This window comes from Streptomyces sp. SYSU D01066-1 (genome assembly GCF_054956795.1).
Genome location: NZ_JBUDHV010000011.1, coordinates 62,580 through 79,300 on the forward strand (window position 1 = coordinate 62,580; position 16,721 = coordinate 79,300).

12 protein-coding genes and 1 pseudogene are annotated in these 16,721 nt (G+C 68.6%); 5 read left to right on the forward strand and 8 right to left on the reverse strand.

Annotation, left to right across the window (positions count from 1 at the left end; all coding sequences use genetic code 11):
* Positions 1-271 precede the first annotated feature (271 nt).
* Positions 272-1,561 carry a hypothetical protein gene (locus ACY1JF_RS13645; protein ID WP_462705345.1) on the reverse strand — a complete coding sequence of 430 codons (1,290 nt, stop codon included), beginning with the start codon at positions 1,559-1,561 and terminating at the stop codon, positions 272-274.
* 598 nt (positions 1,562-2,159) lie between these two features.
* Positions 2,160-2,267: pseudogene (locus ACY1JF_RS13650) on the reverse strand (IS5/IS1182 family transposase); the annotation flags it as partial.
* 31 nt (positions 2,268-2,298) lie between these two features.
* Here ACY1JF_RS13650 and ACY1JF_RS13655 point away from each other — a divergent pair.
* From ACY1JF_RS13655 to ACY1JF_RS13675, 5 genes are all read left to right on the forward strand, one after another.
* Positions 2,299-2,634, forward strand: a complete 336-nt coding sequence (locus ACY1JF_RS13655; protein WP_462705346.1) for a hypothetical protein — start codon at positions 2,299-2,301, stop codon at positions 2,632-2,634.
* A gap of 144 nt (positions 2,635-2,778) precedes the next feature.
* Positions 2,779-4,083, forward strand: a complete 1,305-nt coding sequence (locus ACY1JF_RS13660) for a hypothetical protein (protein WP_462705347.1) — start codon at positions 2,779-2,781, stop codon at positions 4,081-4,083.
* Positions 4,084-4,684: 601 nt separating this feature from the next.
* A complete protein-coding gene (locus ACY1JF_RS13665) occupies positions 4,685-5,632 on the forward strand; it encodes a hypothetical protein (protein WP_462705348.1) in 948 nt (315 codons plus the stop codon).
* A gap of 322 nt (positions 5,633-5,954) precedes the next feature.
* Positions 5,955-6,599, forward strand: a complete 645-nt coding sequence (locus ACY1JF_RS13670; protein WP_462705349.1) for a hemerythrin domain-containing protein — start codon at positions 5,955-5,957, stop codon at positions 6,597-6,599.
* Between the two features lie 1,120 nt (positions 6,600-7,719).
* On the forward strand, positions 7,720-8,931 hold the full coding sequence (locus ACY1JF_RS13675) for a DUF418 domain-containing protein (RefSeq protein ID WP_462705350.1): 1,212 nt from the start codon (positions 7,720-7,722) through the stop codon (positions 8,929-8,931).
* A gap of 229 nt (positions 8,932-9,160) precedes the next feature.
* On the opposite strand, the gene ACY1JF_RS13680 is transcribed toward ACY1JF_RS13675, so the two are convergent.
* From ACY1JF_RS13680 to ACY1JF_RS13705, 6 genes are all read right to left on the reverse strand, one after another.
* Entirely contained in the window at positions 9,161-10,999 is a 1,839-nt protein-coding gene (locus ACY1JF_RS13680; protein ID WP_462705351.1) for a type IV secretory system conjugative DNA transfer family protein, read from the reverse strand.
* Between the two features lie 31 nt (positions 11,000-11,030).
* The gene (locus tag ACY1JF_RS13685) at positions 11,031-12,455 is read right to left on the reverse strand and encodes an ATP/GTP-binding protein (RefSeq protein ID WP_462705459.1); all 1,425 of its coding nucleotides are present in this window, start codon (positions 12,453-12,455) and stop codon (positions 11,031-11,033) included.
* A 233-nt stretch (positions 12,456-12,688) separates the two neighbouring features.
* Entirely contained in the window at positions 12,689-14,185 is a 1,497-nt protein-coding gene (locus ACY1JF_RS13690) for an SCO6880 family protein (RefSeq protein ID WP_462705352.1), read from the reverse strand.
* A gap of 203 nt (positions 14,186-14,388) precedes the next feature.
* Positions 14,389-15,570, reverse strand: coding sequence for a hypothetical protein (locus ACY1JF_RS13695; protein WP_462705353.1), 1,182 nt, complete (start codon positions 15,568-15,570; stop codon positions 14,389-14,391).
* A gap of 1 nt (position 15,571) precedes the next feature.
* Entirely contained in the window at positions 15,572-16,342 is a 771-nt protein-coding gene (locus tag ACY1JF_RS13700; RefSeq protein ID WP_462705354.1) for a hypothetical protein, read from the reverse strand.
* A 29-nt stretch (positions 16,343-16,371) separates the two neighbouring features.
* Positions 16,372-16,701 carry a hypothetical protein gene (locus ACY1JF_RS13705; protein ID WP_462705355.1) on the reverse strand — a complete coding sequence of 110 codons (330 nt, stop codon included), beginning with the start codon at positions 16,699-16,701 and terminating at the stop codon, positions 16,372-16,374.
* Positions 16,702-16,721 lie beyond the last annotated feature (20 nt).

The following is a 16,721-nucleotide window of genomic DNA, read 5'->3' on the forward strand; positions in this document are numbered from 1 at the left end:
AGGCGTATGAACCGGACGGATCCGCTTCATGCAATGCCCTGGGACCAGGCCCGCTGAACCATGCGCTGGAAGGCCGCCCTGAACGCCTTCGACATCACCTTCGACGGCTGCCTGTCGGCAGCCCGCCAGTAACCCGAACCATCCCAGCCGCACGCTCGCTTGGCGGACCCCGTTCAGGAGCCCCGGATGGTCAGCGGCTGCGGAAGTTCTGGGGAAGGCGCTCGTGCAGCGGTCTCTGCCACAGTCGTGAATTCCGTCGTGTCCGGCCTTTTCAGAGTCCGGGTCCTCTATGGAGTGTGTTTCCCGCCTGTGTCCAGTATGGGTGCTGTGCCGAGGGGGCGGAAGGATGGGTCGAGTAGGGGTTGCCTGGCGGGGGGGTATGGGTCAGGGCGTAGAAGGCGGTAGGGTTGCGCAGGCCGGAGGCTGTGTTGGCAGCGGGGAGAGGGTCTACCCTGTAGAACAGATCCAGCGCGGTGTTGGCCCAAGTTATTTCCGCTTCACCGCAGTGCTGCTTCCTGAGTTCATCGTCTAGTTTCTGGCTCAGCTCGGGGTTGTCGAAGAAATCCAGGTCGGGATCGATGAGGAGCTGCATTTCTTCCTCGGAGTACGGCGCCGGCTGCGTGGCCGTGTCGCCGATGTTGATCACGATTACGTCGAGGTCTGCTTCTGTGTCGAGGTCTGCTTCCGATTCCAGTGTCACCGTCTGCACGTTTACCGCGATCCTCATTCCTGGCGAGGGCCGCTCCGGCAGCAGGTAGGGAATTGCCTGCCGGTAGTTGGTGTAGATGTCAAAGGCAGCCTTTTGCAGCTGCTCCATGTCGAAAAGTATCTGTGCCGCCGTGAAGCCCGCCCAGGCATCGGTGGGCGTCTGCGCCGCGGAGGCCGTGTGCCCCATGCTATTGTCGGGCATCTGTGCCACGGTGTCCTGCTGCCCCGAGGGGAACTGTGCGAATCCGGCGGAAGGGTTGTTCTGCGTCATACTCGCGGGCACGGTCAGCCCAGGAGCGTCAAAAGAGACTGTGGTTTCTTTCGGATAGCCCTGGAGCGTGACTTTCCACTTATTCCCGTCCTGAGTGAGGACCAGGCCTAGTTTTTTCAGTTCCTCCTCCATTTCCTCACTCGGCTTATCTCCCCACCCTTTGTACCGCAAGGCGTGAACCATCAGGCCGACGTTGACCCTTTCGCCCGTCTCGGGCAAAAGTACGTATTCGTTTTGAGTGGGCAGGTCGGATTTATTTTCATTCCAGACTCTGAGCCCGGCTGCATACTTGGCGTCGTCCCGTTGCGTGCAACCCCTGGAAGTAAGTCTCCACTTTCCGTCCTGGCTCTGCGCGGGGACCAGTTTTGCGTCGTAATCTTTCATCGCTTTGAGCAGTTCAGCGCTCGGTTCAGTCGCTCGCCCTCCTTTTCGGCCTTTTCTCTTCCAGGTCTCTACCGCGATGGAAAGGGGATTGTGTCGACTTTCCCCGGTATCAGGGTCTGTGATGCGCTGGGGAATCGGTGCGCCTTTGGTCAGACCTCTGAACATTTCCGCGTACTGGGCGTCGGTGTGATGTGGCACGGGAGGCTTCCTCCAAGGTCGGCGTACTTGATCCCTCTACGACTTCCACCCCCGTGACGGTTCACTGCGCCCGGAGCGGAGGCACATCCGGGGAGCAGGGTCCCAGGGGTTCGGCATGGCCGGCTCACGCCCGGTCGCCGGCGTCGTCGTGGTGGGCAGGGTCCGACGCAGGGCCGACACGCACGTTCATGACCAGGGAGTTCCTTACGCTCTGTGATCTTGGACTGCTCGTGCCCGCTGCTGCGTCGTTTCTGCCCTCCCGGTCTTTGACCAGCTCAGACCTCATCCGGAAGTGTCAGGGAGTGAGCTTCCAGGGCTGCTGGAACGCCTCACACAGGTCCCGGACCCGCGCGATCCGCGAGGTGTGCGGCATCCACTCGTGACACTCCTCGCGCTGACGGCCGACGCGTGTCGGCGTACAAACGGACGTGCGCCGCCTCGTACGGAGGAATGTGCTCCGTTTTCGGGACGGGGGTGGGGTGGGGCCGTGTTCCTGCTGCTGTCGGTTCGGGGTAGAAGGAAGGCGGCTGGCGGTGGTCCTGGATCCGCATCGGTGGTGGGAGCTGAGGCGGTTTCGTCCACTGAGCCTTTTCCCACCTCATTCTGAGCCGGCCAGATGTAAGGCGAGGAGGACTTGGACGAGCGAGGTGATGCGGGTGGTGGAGCAGCGGAGCTTGCGGGGGAGCCTCCAGGATTTCAGGGCGGCTGTCCCCGGAGCCCGCCAAGCTCTGCGCATCATGCGCTGGCGCAAGGACCTGACCAGCGGCAAGCTCACGATCGAGCGGCTGTACTTCGTCACCGGCCTCCCGCCCGGCGCGGCATCCGGCGCCCGGATCGAGGACTGGATCCGCGGTCACTGGAAGATCGAGAACCAGCTCCACCACGTCCGTGACACGACCTTCGCCGAGGACGCCTCCACCATCCGCACCGGCAGCCTGCCCCGCGTGATGGCCACCCTGCGCAACCTCGCCATCAGCGTGCTTTGCCAGGACGACCACACCGACATCGCCGCCGCCTGCCGCTACACCGCCCGTGACCCACAACGACCCCTGACAGCCCTCGGAATCACGTGATCAACCGGGACAGATCGACTACACGCAACGCCCCTGCCCTCGAGGCCCTGTTCCTCGGATGGGCCTCCGGTCCGGGCGCAGTGAACCGTTGCGGAGTGGGAGTCGTAGAGGAATCAAGTACGCCGACCTAGGAGGAAGCCTCCCGTGCCACATTATACCAACGCCCAGTACGCGGAAATGTTCAGGAAGCTACCCAAAGGCGCCCCGATTCCCCGGCAGGTCATGGACCCGGAAACCGGGCAACTCAAACCGAATCCCCTCGCCAGCCTGCTGGGGACCTTGAGAAGGAAGAGGAGAGCCGGAGGACGAGCGACTGAGCGGAGTGAAAACGGAGGACGAGCGACTGAGCTGAGTCCTGAACTGCTCGAAGCAATGAGGAATTACGACGAGCATCTGGTCCCCGTGCGGGGCCCGGATGGAAGGTGGAGACTGCCGATTCGCAAGAGTTACACGCCACGGAACGATGACAAGTACGCGGCCGGGATCAGAAATTGGAAAAAACCCACCATGCCGGCCATAGGTGATTTTGTCATTTTGCCCGATACGGGTGAGAGGGTCAACGTCGGCGTAGTGGTTCACGACTTGACGCATAGAGGGTGGAAGAACAAGCCGAATGCGAATCTGGAGGAGGCGCTGGAACTACTGGATCTGGGCCTCACCCTGAAAAATGGTATGTGGATGGCGTCGTTTCGGAGCTATGCGAGGGAAACCGCAGCGCCTTCTGGCGTTCCTGAGCTGACTGTGCCCGCGAGTATGCCGCAGAACCCCCCTTTCGCTGGACCCGCACAGCCCTCCTCGGGGCAGCAGGGTCCCGGGGCGCAGATGCCCGGCACCGGTATGGGGTACATGGCTCCCTCGGTGCAGATGCCCGCCGACGCCTGGGCGGCCTCCGTGGCGCAGATGCTTCGCGACATGGAGCAGTTGAAAAACGCTGCCATTGATATTTACGCCACCTACCGGCAGGAAATGCCCTACCTGCTGCCGGAGCGGCCCCCGCCAGGAATGAGGATTGCGGTGGACGCTCAGGTGTTGGCACCGGAATCGGGAGCAGACCTCGACGTGGTCGTGATCGCCATCGATGACACGGCCGCGCAGCCGACGCCGTACTACGGGGAGCAGGTGCGGCTCCTCATCGATCCCGACCTGGATTTTTTCGACCAGCCTGCGCTGAGCAAGAAATTAGAAGATGAACTCAAGAGGCAGCAATGTGACGAAAAGGATATAATTCTGGCCAATGCTGTGCTGGATCTATTCTATAGAGTAGACGCTTTCCCTGCTCCCAACACGGCCTTCGCTCCCTCCAGCCTGCACAACCCGACCGCCTTCTACGCCCTGACCCATACCCCCCCGTCAGGCATCCCCTACTCGACCCACCCCTCCGATCCCTCAGCGCAGCGCTCATATCAGGTACAGCCAGGAAACACATCCCGCACAGGGCGAAAACCCTGAAAAAGGTCGGACACGACAGGATTCGCGGCCATGGGAGGGAATGTTGAACGAGCGCCTCCCCCGGATTTCCGCAGCCGCTGATCATTCGGGATGGCGCCCCGTTGTGTGGTGGAAGGGGTCTCCGTGATTGAGTGCGCGGGTTCCGCTCCCGCGGGTGTGCCGTCTGCCGATGACCATTCCTTGCTCGACCGGCAGGCCACCGTGCGACTGTCCGGAGTGAACGGGATGTTCGACTCCAGGGGTGCACGGTGGCCTTGTCCCGGCATGACCTGCTTCACCTGCTTGAATCACTACGTCCGGCAGATGGTCTTGAACTCGCCCGCGAAGTGGTCGGCATCATGGCCGGCGACAGCGAGACCGGAGCGTTCTGGCCCCAGTTCCTGCGTCACCTGCACGAACGCGGATGGATCGCCTTTCCCCGCCGCTGCCTGTCCAGCGAGAGCATGGACGCCCTCTGCCCCGACGACCACGCCAGACGACTGATCATCTGCACCACAAGAAGAGGCAGGACCGACATCGGGGCAAGGGTGACTTCCATGAACCGTCGTCGTCCGTCTTGCGTAGTACAGCGAACCGAACCGAACGACGTGAGAGGTGGCCTGTGGCTGCACCCTTGGATCACGAACTGCCTGACGCACCCCGTTACGCCCACTCGCGCCTTCCTCTTTCGGTGTTGGCTGCCGGCCTGATACGAGAGGAGTTGCGGTCGAAAAAAGGTCGGGCGATACCCGATTTTTTCCAGGGCCCGCCAGTTCCGGAAAAGCCGAAGGGGCGTTTTGTGCAAGCGCTGGAAGTGTTTTCCAAGCGAGAGGGGGAGCGGTTCAGGCGACTTGCCGGGAGATTTCGTTACTCCGATGCGGTCGAGCAGTTGAGCGCAGAGGAAAAAAAGCAGCTCGGCAAGGATATCTGGTCCATGGTGAAGTCAAGTGGATACCTTCTGCGGCGCCAGCACAACGATGACCTGCCTCTCAGTACAAAATTCATCGAGGAGGCTGGAGAAAAAATAGAGACCTTGGGTCAGGACATCACCCGAGAGGGGGCGCCCAAACTTCGGCAAGCGGCCAACAGGGGGGATGCCTATAGATCTTTTCCGCAACACCAGCACGGCGACTACCTGTCCCTCGGTAAAGCATTCATCGAGGGAACTGAAATTAAGATAGAGGACCTGGTTCAGGACATCCTCCGAAAGGAGGCGCCCACACCTCGGCAGGCGAGCAGCAAGGGGGACACCCCTCCGTCGCCGGAGCCTGCAAGGAACGCTCCGAAAAGATACTCACCGCACCAGACCCGGAACAGCGGCGACTTCGGAGAAGACAGCGGATTCGGAAAAAACAGCGATCTCAGAGAAGATGCGGAAGTGGCGCGTAGGTGGATCGAGCAAAATCATCCTGACGTCGCACGCAGTCCGCAGAACCCGCTGTCGCCCGACGGAATGGCAGTGCTCGGGAAAATTGGTCGTCCTGTTGATGTGAGGTCCGCCGCGTCCCCCGGCGTCGTATCGAACGCTCCGGTGAGAAATGCGGGAAGAACCGGGCCGCGAAGCAGGTGAGTTCCCGGGCATGGGGCCACTGTCATCGTCGGCCGACGGAGTCGCGCATAATGGGCGGGTATCTTGCGCACTGGGCGACCGACCTGATTCACGCACCGCCGTGGCCGTCTGTCGATGTCCACCGCACCATCGCCGACGTCACCGGGTCAGTCGTGTCCGGTCTTGTTCGGTCACGCGTGAGCAGTGCTGAGCACTGTTGGGCACCTCGACGGGTAGAACCGGGCGGTGACGCGGGACAACAATGAAGGGCGGCGCCGCCGCATGAAGGATCTGCAGAGTCCTCGAAGTGCGTAAAGCTTGAGAAAGAAAGTTCTGAAGCGGGATGGACTCCGTTTTGAGCAGCGAAACAGCCGAACGCCGGATCGTCACGGAGATGCGACTGCTGAACAAAGCTCAGCGCTCTGCGACGACCTTGCTGATCGATGCGATGCGGCGCGGCCCTGTGCCATCGAGAAGCCTGACGGAACTGCGGTGCTTCGTGGTGGGGATTCTACGGCACTACCATGATCGGCAGGATGCCGTGCTCTGGCCTCAGCTGATCTCCGCCGATCCCGCGGAGATGATGTGGCTCATCGACCTCAGCGCTGAACACGACGCGTTGGATTCCGCCCTGGACGTACTCGACGCCGTTCCGTGCCATGGCCACGGTGACCAGCCGGAACTGGTCGCGGCGGCAGTCGCTCTACGTGATCTGCTGCACACGCACCTCGACCACGAGGAGTCGCTGCTGTTACCGGCGTTGACGGCGCATGTGTCCGACGAGTCCTGGACCGAGTTCTTCCGCTCCATGCTCGCTTCGGCCCCGCGTGCGGGCGCTCATCTCGGACTCGCCCTCTTCGAGGAGGTGGGGACGCCCGCCGAACTCGCGCTGATCACAGCGGACCTTCCGCAATCCGCGCTTCGGTCGGTCCCGGCCATGCGGGAACGGGCCAGAAACACCTTGAGCAGTCTCCGAGCGGCTCGATGAACCAGATCCACGCGTTGTCCGTTGTTGCCGGTGTATTTCTTGAAGTGCGGTCGTGGAACGCTGATGGCAAGAGGTCTGTCCCTGCGGAACGGTGATCAGAGCTGGTGCTTCCATTTCCGCGCACTGGCGAGGAGGACCAGGACATACCGTGGCTGAAGAACCCAGCAAGGAAGAACCCTCCGGTCGCCTGGGCAGGGTAGGACGCGCCGTACGGTCCGGCCTTTCGAGGGCCGGGGCCTTCGCCAACTCACCGGCCGGGCGTCGGATCGGCGGCGTGGCTCTCCTCGTCACCGGCGCCGGGGTGATGGCCGCGGCGCCACCTGTCGGACTCGCGCTGATGGCCGCGGGCGGGGTCATCGCATGGCGGGCGAGGGGGAGCCGTGGGGCGGTCGAGCACCGGCCGTCGCAGGGCCAGGAAGCGATCCCGCAGTCGCCCGTGCGGCCGGCGCCGGACCGTGCCGCGGCACGTCCGTCATCCAGTAGTGACCCGCTGACAGCGTCTCAGGCGGATGACCTGGTCCGTAAGGTGGCCGCCGCGGTCGCGGAGATGCTGGCCCACACCGCTGACAGCAGCATGGCCCGGCCCCCCGAGGTGCCCACGAACACCGGTTCGTACGAGGCCGGACAGTCCACGGAGTGGCCGCCGGGGGGAAGGCTTCGGCCGGGTCCGGCCCGGCTGGTGCGTGACGGTCACCGTGCGGGAGGTGAGAACGGGAACGCCCCCGTGGCGCAGCCGTCGGCAGCGGTTCATGTCTGGGACGACGACCGGGACTCGACCCCGATCGACATAGGCGAGGCGGTAGGCCGGCCTCCCGCGCCTCGGCCGCCCGTCCAGGACGTGCGGTCCTTCATGCCCCAGCAGGACCCTAAGCGTGCCGCGTCGCAGTGGAGCCGCTCGTCGAGTCCGCCGCCGCGGACGAGTCGGCCCGCGTCCCCCGAGCCGCCCAAGAACAAGAGGTCCGGCAGGTAGGAGGCCGTTCGGGGCGTCGGCCCCGGTCGGACGGGGCTGAACCCTCCCCGGCCCCGCCCCGTAGTGACCCTCCGGACCGCGGGTGGCGGAGGAGCCGTGGACAGGCCCGTCGCGGACCCGTCACCGCTGTACCGGCCACGGAGGCCCCCCTTGCGCTTCTCGCCCCGCACGCCGACCCGCCCATCCGCCCGGTCGGCGACGGCCCCGTCCCCGTGGCCAGACCGCGTCCACGCGGTCGACGTCCTGCGCGGGTTCGCGCTGCTGGGGATCCTGCTGGTCAACGTCCAGTTCATGGCCGGACCGCAGGTGGAACCGCACGGGAAGGGGCTGGTCGCGTCGTGGCCCGACGAGGTGGCCGGATGGCTGGTCACCGCCCTGGCCGGCGCCAAGTTCTACCTGCTCTTCTCGTTCCTGTTCGGCTACAGCTTCACGTTGCAGAGGGCCTCGGCGGAGCGCGCGGGAGCGGCCTTCGCCCCCCGGCACCTGCGCCGTCTGAGCTGCCTGTTCCTGCTCGGTGTCCTCCACGGGGCGCTGCTGTTCCCCGGTGACGTCCTGATGGTCTACGCGGTGCTGAGCCTTTTGCTGTTCGCGCTGAGGGACCTCGCGCCGCGCACGGCGGTACGCGTCGCGGCCTGGCTCGTGGCCTCGGTCACGGTGTCGCTGCTGGTCTGGGGCCTGCTGGTACTGGCGTACGCGGAGCCCGTGAGCGGTCAGGACGTCCTGGCCGCGGTCGACGAAGCGGCCACGGCCCGCCGGGGCGGTCCCGGCTCCGTCGTCGAGGCGAATCTGCGCGCACTGCGCGACGGGCTGGTCTGGAACATCGTCTACGGCGCCGACATGATGGCGGCGTTCCTCGTGGGTCTCGCCGCCGGGCGGCACGGGGTGCTCGCCGATCCCGGCCGGTACCGCGCGCGGATGGTGCGTCTCGTCGTCCTCGGCCTGCCGGTCGGGCTGGCCGGAAGCGTCTTCATGGCCCTCTGCCGCAACGGGCCGCTGGACTCACGCTGGTACCACGTCGGATCGGCCGTCGGCGTGCTCACCGCTCCGGCCCTGTCCGCCGCGTACGCCGGTGGACTGCTGCTCTGGCTGGACACCCGCCAGGGCCGGCGGTTCGGCCGCGCGGTGGCCCCGGCGGGCCGGATGGCGCTGACCAACTACCTCACGCAGTCGCTGGTCATGGCCCTGGTCTTCACCGGCTACGGGCTCGCCCGGTACGGGCGCTACGGTACGTCGACGGTCCTGGCGGCCTGCCTCGTCCTGTACGCGCTCCAGCTCCGCGTCAGCCACTGGTCGCTGCGGCGGGTGAGGTACGGCCCGGTCGAGTGGCTGCTGCGCGCGGCGACGCTGGCCCGCAAGCCCTGAAGGGGCGCCCCGGCCTCCGGCCGGAAGGCCCCCCGGAGCACGCGCGCCGGACGCCGCGAGGCCCGCCCCCTGGAGCACCCGCGCCGGACGCCGCGAGGCCCGCCCCCTGGAGGACCCGCGCCGGACGCCGCGAGGCCTGCCCCCTGGAGGACCCGCGCCCGACGCCGCGTCGCCCGCCCGCCGGGCGGACGACGCGGCGTCACGCAGCCCCGCTCCCTACGCGTCCTCCCTACGCGTCGGTGCCCTTGCGCAGGGGCACCGCGTCCCTCCGCCACCTGCTCACGCTGTCCGTGGCCCCGTCCCCGGCCCCGGTGTGCCCCGCCCACGAGCGGGCGGCCCGCTCGGTGATGGCCGCCACCTCCGCCTTGGCCGCGGCCGAGACGGCACCCGCGTTCGGTTCCTTGTACCAGGGACGCAGACGGATCAGGGCGGGCCGCACCCCGGTGGCCAGGAGCAGGGCGGTGCCCTTGGGCAGGGCCCTGATCCGGTCCGCCGGAAGCACCGGGTCCAGCCGGTAGGAGTAGGAGCGGGAGGTGCCCTCCTTGCCCTTGGAGACCGACACCGTACGCGTGTCGTGGTTGCCCACGAGCTTGGAGATCTTCTCCACGAAGTCGGCGTCGTCCAGACCCGCGCCGAGCAGCTTGATCGTGGCCGCGCTCCACATGGCGTCCATGCCCGCCTCGCCCCACACCCGGGCGCCCTGGCGGTAACTCTGGAGCAGGGTGACCACGTTGATACCGCGCGAGCCGAAGTGGCTGTACAGGTCGGGGAGGTCGGAGATGCGGCAGACGTTGGCGGCCTCGTCGAGGACCGCGGTCATCGGCGGATCGAGCCGGCCGCCCATCCGCTCGGCGGCGACCACCCCCGCGCGCATCGTCGCGTCCGCGAGTCCCGCGATCACACCCGCGGCCGAGCCACCGCCGTCCTTGGACAGCAGGTAGAGGGTGTCCCGGCCCAGCACATGGGTGTCCGGTCTGAACTGCGGAAGGTGCGGGTCCGGCGTGACCCAGGCCAGGATCTCGGGGTCGAGCAGACAGGCCACGCACTGCCGGGCGGTCTCGTAGATGCCGTCGCGGGTCTCCACCGCGCCCCGGACCGTGCCTTGCAGCTGCTCGGCCATGGCGTCCATATTGACGTCCCGCAGCAGGTCGACCGGTGTGCGGTCGGCGGGGTCGGCGAGCCAGGTGAGCAGGTCGGGCACGGAGGCCCCGCCGCGGGCCGCGGCGAGGAACAGGGCGGTGAGCGTGTTCTGGGCGGCGGAGATCCAGAAGTCCTTCTTCGACTGGTCGTCGTTGACGGAGGCCACGAAGTGCCCGGCCAGCCGGCGGGCGCCCTCGATGCTGTGGCAGTCGGCGAGGAGGTCCCACCACATCTCCCGTGGGGCGTGGGCGATGCCCTGCGGGTCGAACGTCCACACCGTGCCGGTCCTCGCGCGTTCGGCGCGGGTGACGGCGTACACGTCCGACTTGTTGGAGGTCAGCAGGACCGCCCCTTGCGCCCGCAGCACACGGGGGACGGCGATGCCGGTGGACTTTCCCGCGCGCGGGGCCATCAGGTCGAGCTCCACGTCCTCGTAGGAGGAGCGCAGTTCGGGGCCGTTGGGTTCGAGGTCGCCGAGGAGGTTGCCGGTCTCGTCGGGGTGGAGGTGCTCCCGGCCCTTGAGCGAGGGACGCAGCTCCCGGGCGCGCGCCGCGATGCCGGCCGGACCCATGGCCGCCAGCTCCCGTGGTGTGGCCAGTCCCTTGGGTTTCGACACGTAGCGCATCACCCTGCGGGCCACGAGGACGCCGAGCGTCACGGCGACGGCGTAGAGCAGGACGATCCCGGCGGCCACCCCGACGGGTGACGCGCCCGGCCACAGCTCCCGCGGTCCGCCGGTGACCAGGGCGGCGAACGTCGCCAGGGCGAACGGCGGGGGCTCCCAGCCCGCGCCGGTCACCGCGGCGCCCAGGCTCCCGCCCAGCCAGACACCCCCGAAGAGCACCATGAAGGCGCCCATCACCAGGACGATCGCCCACGGCGCCAGCTCACTGCCGTACATCCGGCCCTTGCCCTCGGCGCCGCTCATGGGATCGCCCTCCTGACCGCGGCCGTGTCCGTCACGAGATCCCTCCTCCGCCCGATGCCGACTTGGAGAGGCCGGCCGGCTTGCTCGGCGCCCAGCGCTTGTTGGTGTCGTGCAGGTGCCGTTCGGTGTCCGTGATGGCGACCTTGATGGGGATGCCGGGCCGGCCACCGACCTTGATCAGGAAACGGCCGCGCCCGGGCGGCTCCTCGCGGTCCCCGTGCGCAGCCCAGCCCGGCGGCGAGGACCAGGAGGAGACCAGGTCGATCTCCCGGCGGGACAGGCCCACGATCTGGCCCAGCTCCTCCATCTCCTGGCGCGGCAGCCCCGCGACCACCACCATGCCGGCCCGCTCGACGAAGCCGCGCGCCTTGACGCGGTCGGTGTCGGAGCCCAGCGACTCGGCGTCCTTCAGGGTGTGGGTGATCTTGGCGTCGCCCAGGCCGAGGGTGCGGTTGAGGCGGGTCAGGGCGTCGATGCGGTCGACGATCCCGGACGCCGCGCGCAGCGGCCGCCACAACTCGTCGAGCACGGTGAAGAACCAGCGCCGGGGCGCCAGTCCGGCGTCCGCCAGGGCGTGCGAGGCGGCCACCGTGCCCAGCCCGTCGGACCACGCCGCCAGCATCGCCGCCGCGGTGAGCTGGGTGTCCGCCTCCCCGATCCGGGAGATGTCCATGCACACCGCGGGTGAGCCGAGGTCGATGCGGGTGGAGGTCTCGGAGGCGAAGGTGTCGCCCAACGGGCCGTCCAGGATGCCCAGCAGGGAGCGGTGCAGCGGATCGACGGCGTCGCGGTAACGGCTCTCGTCCCCGCGGTCCAGGGTCACCGCCCGCACCCGGTCCGGTCCCTCGACGAGGATGCGCACCAGGTCGGGAAGGAGCGGCACGCGGTCCGGGGGAGTGCGCTCGCGCAGGTGGTGCAGGGCGGCCGACAGTACGGACTGCTCGTGGTCGTCCATGGGACGGTCGCGCACGATGGTGACGAGCGCGGCGACCATGTTGAGGACCCGGCCGTGGGTCTCGGCGTGCAGCACCCGCCCGGCCTCGCCGCCGATCCGCCGGGCGGCGGCGCCCATCGCCCCGGGATCCAGGACGTTGATGCCGCCCATGCCGCGTCCGATGGAGATGACCTGGCCGCCCAGGGCGCGCACGGTGTCGGCGTAGTCGGGCTTGAGGTCACCCAGCACCAGGGGCACCACGCCGGTGGCGGCCAGGCCGATCAGCATGCGGTTGATCAGGGTGGACTTGCCCAGGCCCGGCATGCCGAGCATGAACAGCGAGGGGTTGGAGATGTAGTGGGCGCGGGTGAACCACGACAGCGGGTCGCCGCACACCGTCGCCCCGGTGTAGAGGTGCTGGCCCAGCGGGACGCCGGTCATGGGCGCCCCCGAGCCCGCCGCGAACGGCCACAGCCCGCAGGCCTGCACGGTGGTGGCCCGCCACATCGTCGGCGGGTCCATGTTGGCGACCTGGCCGCCGCCGGGGCCGGGCCAGCCGCCCCGGGGCGCCAGGACCTCCTTGTGCGCACCGGGCCCGGCGGGCCTCTTTCCGGCCCCCGTCTTGTTGGCCCCCGCCTTCTTCCCGTCGCGTCTCGTCGGCACCGGGCCCTCGTCCTTGTACGTGATCGGGACGTCGTCCTCGTCCTCGTACCGGCCCTTGGCGCCGCCGCCGCGGTCGTGCGTCTTCCTGGTCCTCACAGTGCCTCCTTCAGTTCGCGCGGCACCAAGGTGTGCTCCCACGGGAGGATCCCGGTCGGCAGCGTGCAGCTGAACGCCGCCGCCTGCATCCGGTCGGCCGGACGCATCAGCAGCCGCGCTCCGGCGAGCAGGTTGCGGACCGTCACGTTCGCGTCCTCCAGTTCGGCGTCCGAGTCGACCGTGACCGTGACCATGAGCGAGAACTCCACCAGACCGGCGCCGGTGGCCTCCTCCACCGCCGTCTGCTCCGCGGCGCGCACCTCGTTGGCGGCGCGCGCCTGCACCATGCCGCGCTTGGAGGTGGCCATGAACTGCGCGGCCCGCCGGTCGGCCTCCACGATGCGCGCCGAGGTCGCCGGGTCGATGGGCCGGTACAGCAGGGCCACCCGCTTGCGGCGGGTGCCGGGCGCGTCCTCCAGCAGGCCGCGCAGCACCTGGGCGCGTACCGTGCCGCGGGGCGCGAGGGTGAGCATCCAGGTCCGCGACACACCGGAGTCGTGCTGGTAGGCGTCGACCCTCTCGACGGCCGCCGCGGGACCGGCGTCGTCCCACTCCAGACCCGTGCCGCCGTGGACGGCCCGTGCCTCCAGGACGTCCCCGGCCACGGCCGGGTCGTAGGCCACGCGGACGACCTCGGCGATGCGCTCGGCCGACAGGGGGGCGGCGGGACCGCCGCCCGCTCCCACGATCCCCTGCAGCAGGCCGGGGATACGGATGGCCAGGTCGGTGAGGATGTCCTCGGTCCTGCGCTTCTGGCCGGCGGCGATGCCGTAGGTCAGGGCGAGGTAGGTGTGCATCTCCGACGACGCGCTCGGATAGCGCTGCACCACCTCCTCCATCACGGCCCGCGCGGCCGGCGGGGCGTCGGGGGCGATGCGCGGGAGCACCTCGTTGGCCAGCCGGGAGCCGGTGTCCGGGGCGGTCTCCACCACCACGGAGGCCCCGCGCAGGCCGGGCTCGCTGGACAGCCGGGCCAGCCACTGGCCCCAGGACGCCACCCAGGTGTCCACCTGGTCGGGGTCGACCAGCGACCCGCCGTCGGGTTCACAGCCGAGCACGATGGTGTACAGGTTGCGGCTGCGGTGGTGCAGCACCCCGAACGGCTGGTCGTAGGCGTCCCTGCCCTCCAGGACCTTGACCTGGCTGAGCAGCCCCGGCGGGCGGAACGTGCCACCGGGCCGTCGGGACAGCGGGCCCGAGACGTAGGTGTGCGAGCCCTTGGCCCTGCGCCGGAACCAGCCGACGCGCACGGCGAAGAGCTGGTAGACGTTGCGTCCGTCCTGCGTGCGCACGGCCAGCGGCAGCAGGAAGAGGCACTGGACGACGAGCACGGCCACGGTGAGCCGCAAGGAGACCAGCGACACCAGCAGGTCGACGACGAGCCCGCCGAACAGGGCGACGGTGCCGACGAGACCGAACGGTCCGAAGCCGGGGCGCCTGGGCCTGCGCCAGTTCCCGTACGTGGGGTCCGCGACAGCGGTGGGGGTGGACATGGATCACCTGTTTCTCTTCCGTGGTCTTCCGCGGTATTCCGTGGTCTTCCGGGGGCTTCCGGGGGTTTTCGTGCTGGAGCCCGGGAACGGTGCGCGGGTGGTCGTGGCGCGTGCCCGAGGAGTCCGGGGCGCGTCCCGGCCGTAGCCGCCGTGCGGCCGGGACACGCGAGGTCACTCCGGGCCGGCGCCGGCCCGGTGGCGGTTCAGCGCTCGTCCCTGCGGTTGGCGTCCTCGACCCCGCTCCTGGCCACGTCCGCGACTCCCTTGGCGACCTTGCCGGCCACGTCCGCGGCCATGACCGCGGCGGCGAGGGCGGGATTCGCCGCGGCGGCCTTCTTGCCGGCGCCCGAGGACGCGCCGCCCGCGGACCCGGCGGAGGGGAACGCGCCGCCCGTCGAGCCCGAGCCGCCCCCGGCGCCGCCACCGGACGCCTCGGCGGGGCGGCCGCCGCCTCCGGAGCCCGACGGGCCGTGGGCCCCGGAGGGACCGCCCTCCCCGCTCCGGCCGGCCGAGTCGGCCAGGGATCTCGCCCCGGAGGCCATACCGCCGGCCAGGCCCATGGTGGTGCTTCCCACCGCGTCGCCGCCGAGGGCGGCGGTCGCCGGGACGATCAGTCTCAGCAGCGCGGGCAGGGCGACGGCCGAGAGCAGCAACAAGCCCATGCCCGCGATCTGCGTGTCGACGGGGTTGTGCTCCTCCGACGAGTTGATCATGACGGCCCCCGAGTACAGCACGAGACCGACCGTGGGTTTGTACAGCAGCCAGGCGATCAGCCAGCCGATGTGCTTGCGCCACCACGTGCTGCCCCAGTCCGTCATGGACGCGGCGGCGGCCATGGGCAGCGTGCCTATCAGAACGATCATCACGCCGAGCCGGATCCACATCAGCAGGGCGTGGATGATGCCGGAGATGATGAGCAGGCACCCGATGACCAGCAGCAGCATGTCCGGGATGCCGCCGTTGCAGTTGATGCCCCCCATCAGGTTCTCCAGGCTGCCCTGCAGGAGGAACTTGGCGTACCGCTCCATGAGCGTGACGAAGGTGCCGACCAGGGCGGTCGTGGCCGTGCTCACCAGGATGACGCGCACGATCCCCTTGAGTACGGTCTGGCCCGCTTCGCCGCGTCGGTCCAGGGCCATCTTGGCGGCGGCGAAGAGGATCGAACCGCACGCGAGGTACACGGTGAGCCACTGCGTCTGATTGCTGATCTTCTGCGACGCCGTGTCATCGGTCGAATCGATGTCCTGCACGGATATGAAGATCGCGATGGCGTCCCGGATGATGATTTTGGCCACCATCTTGATCATTTCGCCTATGGGGTCGCCGAACATCCCGAGGAAGTCGACGCCCCCTTCGCATCCCTCGCCCGCGACGGCCAGGAACATGTCACGCACCCCACATGATGAAGCCGTCCGCGGTCGCCCGTCGCACGGAAGAATAGAGAGACCCGTCCTTCAGGAGAGCCACTTTCCAGTCGCCGTCCCGCCACCGCACGGACACCGTCGTCGACAGATATCCCCCCAGGGGATTGGTGACGAGCAGCCCCACGGTCGCGGAGGTGTCCGAGTACGACCGCACGGAGAAACCGGCGAACCTTCCGACGGCGTTCTTCCGCGGGTCTCTGCTCCCCGCCGCGGTCCTTTCGGCGATGAATCCGTCGCGCGACTTCCCCGGCACGACCTGCTGCTCGGCGACGATCCGCCAGGAGGCGCCGCTCAGCTGCACGGGGATGGTGTGCGCCGCCAGCACCGCGCCCGTGGGCGTGTGGGCGAAGCACCACCACATGGTGGCGTCGGTGTGCAGGGGACCGGACGACGCCGAGACGGGCAGCATGACGGCGTCGAACTGCCGCCACGTCACGTCCGCCGGCGCCGCGGCCGGCCGGGTGGTGTCCCGGTCGTCGGTGCGGCAGTCCCGCGGCCGGCCGTCCGGCCCCGTCCGGATCCGCTGCGGATCGCCGGGGGACAGCGGGCCCCCGAGCCCGGCGAGTGTCTCGCTCCGGCTGTCCGCGGCGATCTCGGCACCCTCGGGGTTCACCGCGAAGGCCACCAGCGACATGACCGAGAAGAAGCCCAGGAACAGTGCCGAACCTATCCAGCCCCGCTGTTTGTAGAAGGGCCCGGCGACCGGGTCCTTGTGTCGTTTCGCGCCGATCACGTCGACGGCCTCTCCTGTGGTCGGCCGGGTCAGAAGAGGAACGCCACGATGGGGCCCGCGGTGGACACCAGGACGCAGCCGCCCAGCACCATCCCGAGGCGGCTGAAGTGCTCGGAGCCCTCGCCGCGCTTCATGGACGCGGCCATCATGATCCCGGTGATGAGGACGCCCGCCACGCCGGCGGCCGTGCCGGCCCAGGCGGCGATGCCCAGGACGACGTTGACCGCGTCGGCGAGTTCACTGGGCGCCCCTGACTTGGGCTGGGGAACCGCGGTCGCGCCCGCGGTCGCGCCCGGGGCGTTGCCGGCGGCCAGGTAGGTGTGCCCGGCGCTGGACAGGGTGAGCAGAGTGTCCTTCATGTGTTTCTCCAGATAAGGGA

Bases quoted from the DNA above. Each gene is read 5' to 3' on its own strand.
- ACY1JF_RS13655 (WP_462705346.1), top strand. From the start codon at position 2,299: ATGCGCTGGCGCAAGGACCTGACCAGCGGCAAGCTCACGATCGAGCGG.
- ACY1JF_RS13670 (WP_462705349.1), top strand. From the start codon at position 5,955: ATGGACTCCGTTTTGAGCAGCGAAACAGCCGAACGCCGGATCGTCACG.
- ACY1JF_RS13680 (WP_462705351.1), bottom strand. From the start codon at position 10,999: ATGAGCGGCGCCGAGGGCAAGGGCCGGATGTACGGCAGTGAGCTGGCG.
- ACY1JF_RS13685 (WP_462705459.1), bottom strand. From the start codon at position 12,455: ATGGACCCGCCGACGATGTGGCGGGCCACCACCGTGCAGGCCTGCGGG.
- ACY1JF_RS13690 (WP_462705352.1), bottom strand. From the start codon at position 14,185: ATGTCCACCCCCACCGCTGTCGCGGACCCCACGTACGGGAACTGGCGC.
- ACY1JF_RS13695 (WP_462705353.1), bottom strand. From the start codon at position 15,570: ATGTTCCTGGCCGTCGCGGGCGAGGGATGCGAAGGGGGCGTCGACTTC.
- ACY1JF_RS13705 (WP_462705355.1), bottom strand. From the start codon at position 16,701: ATGAAGGACACTCTGCTCACCCTGTCCAGCGCCGGGCACACCTACCTG.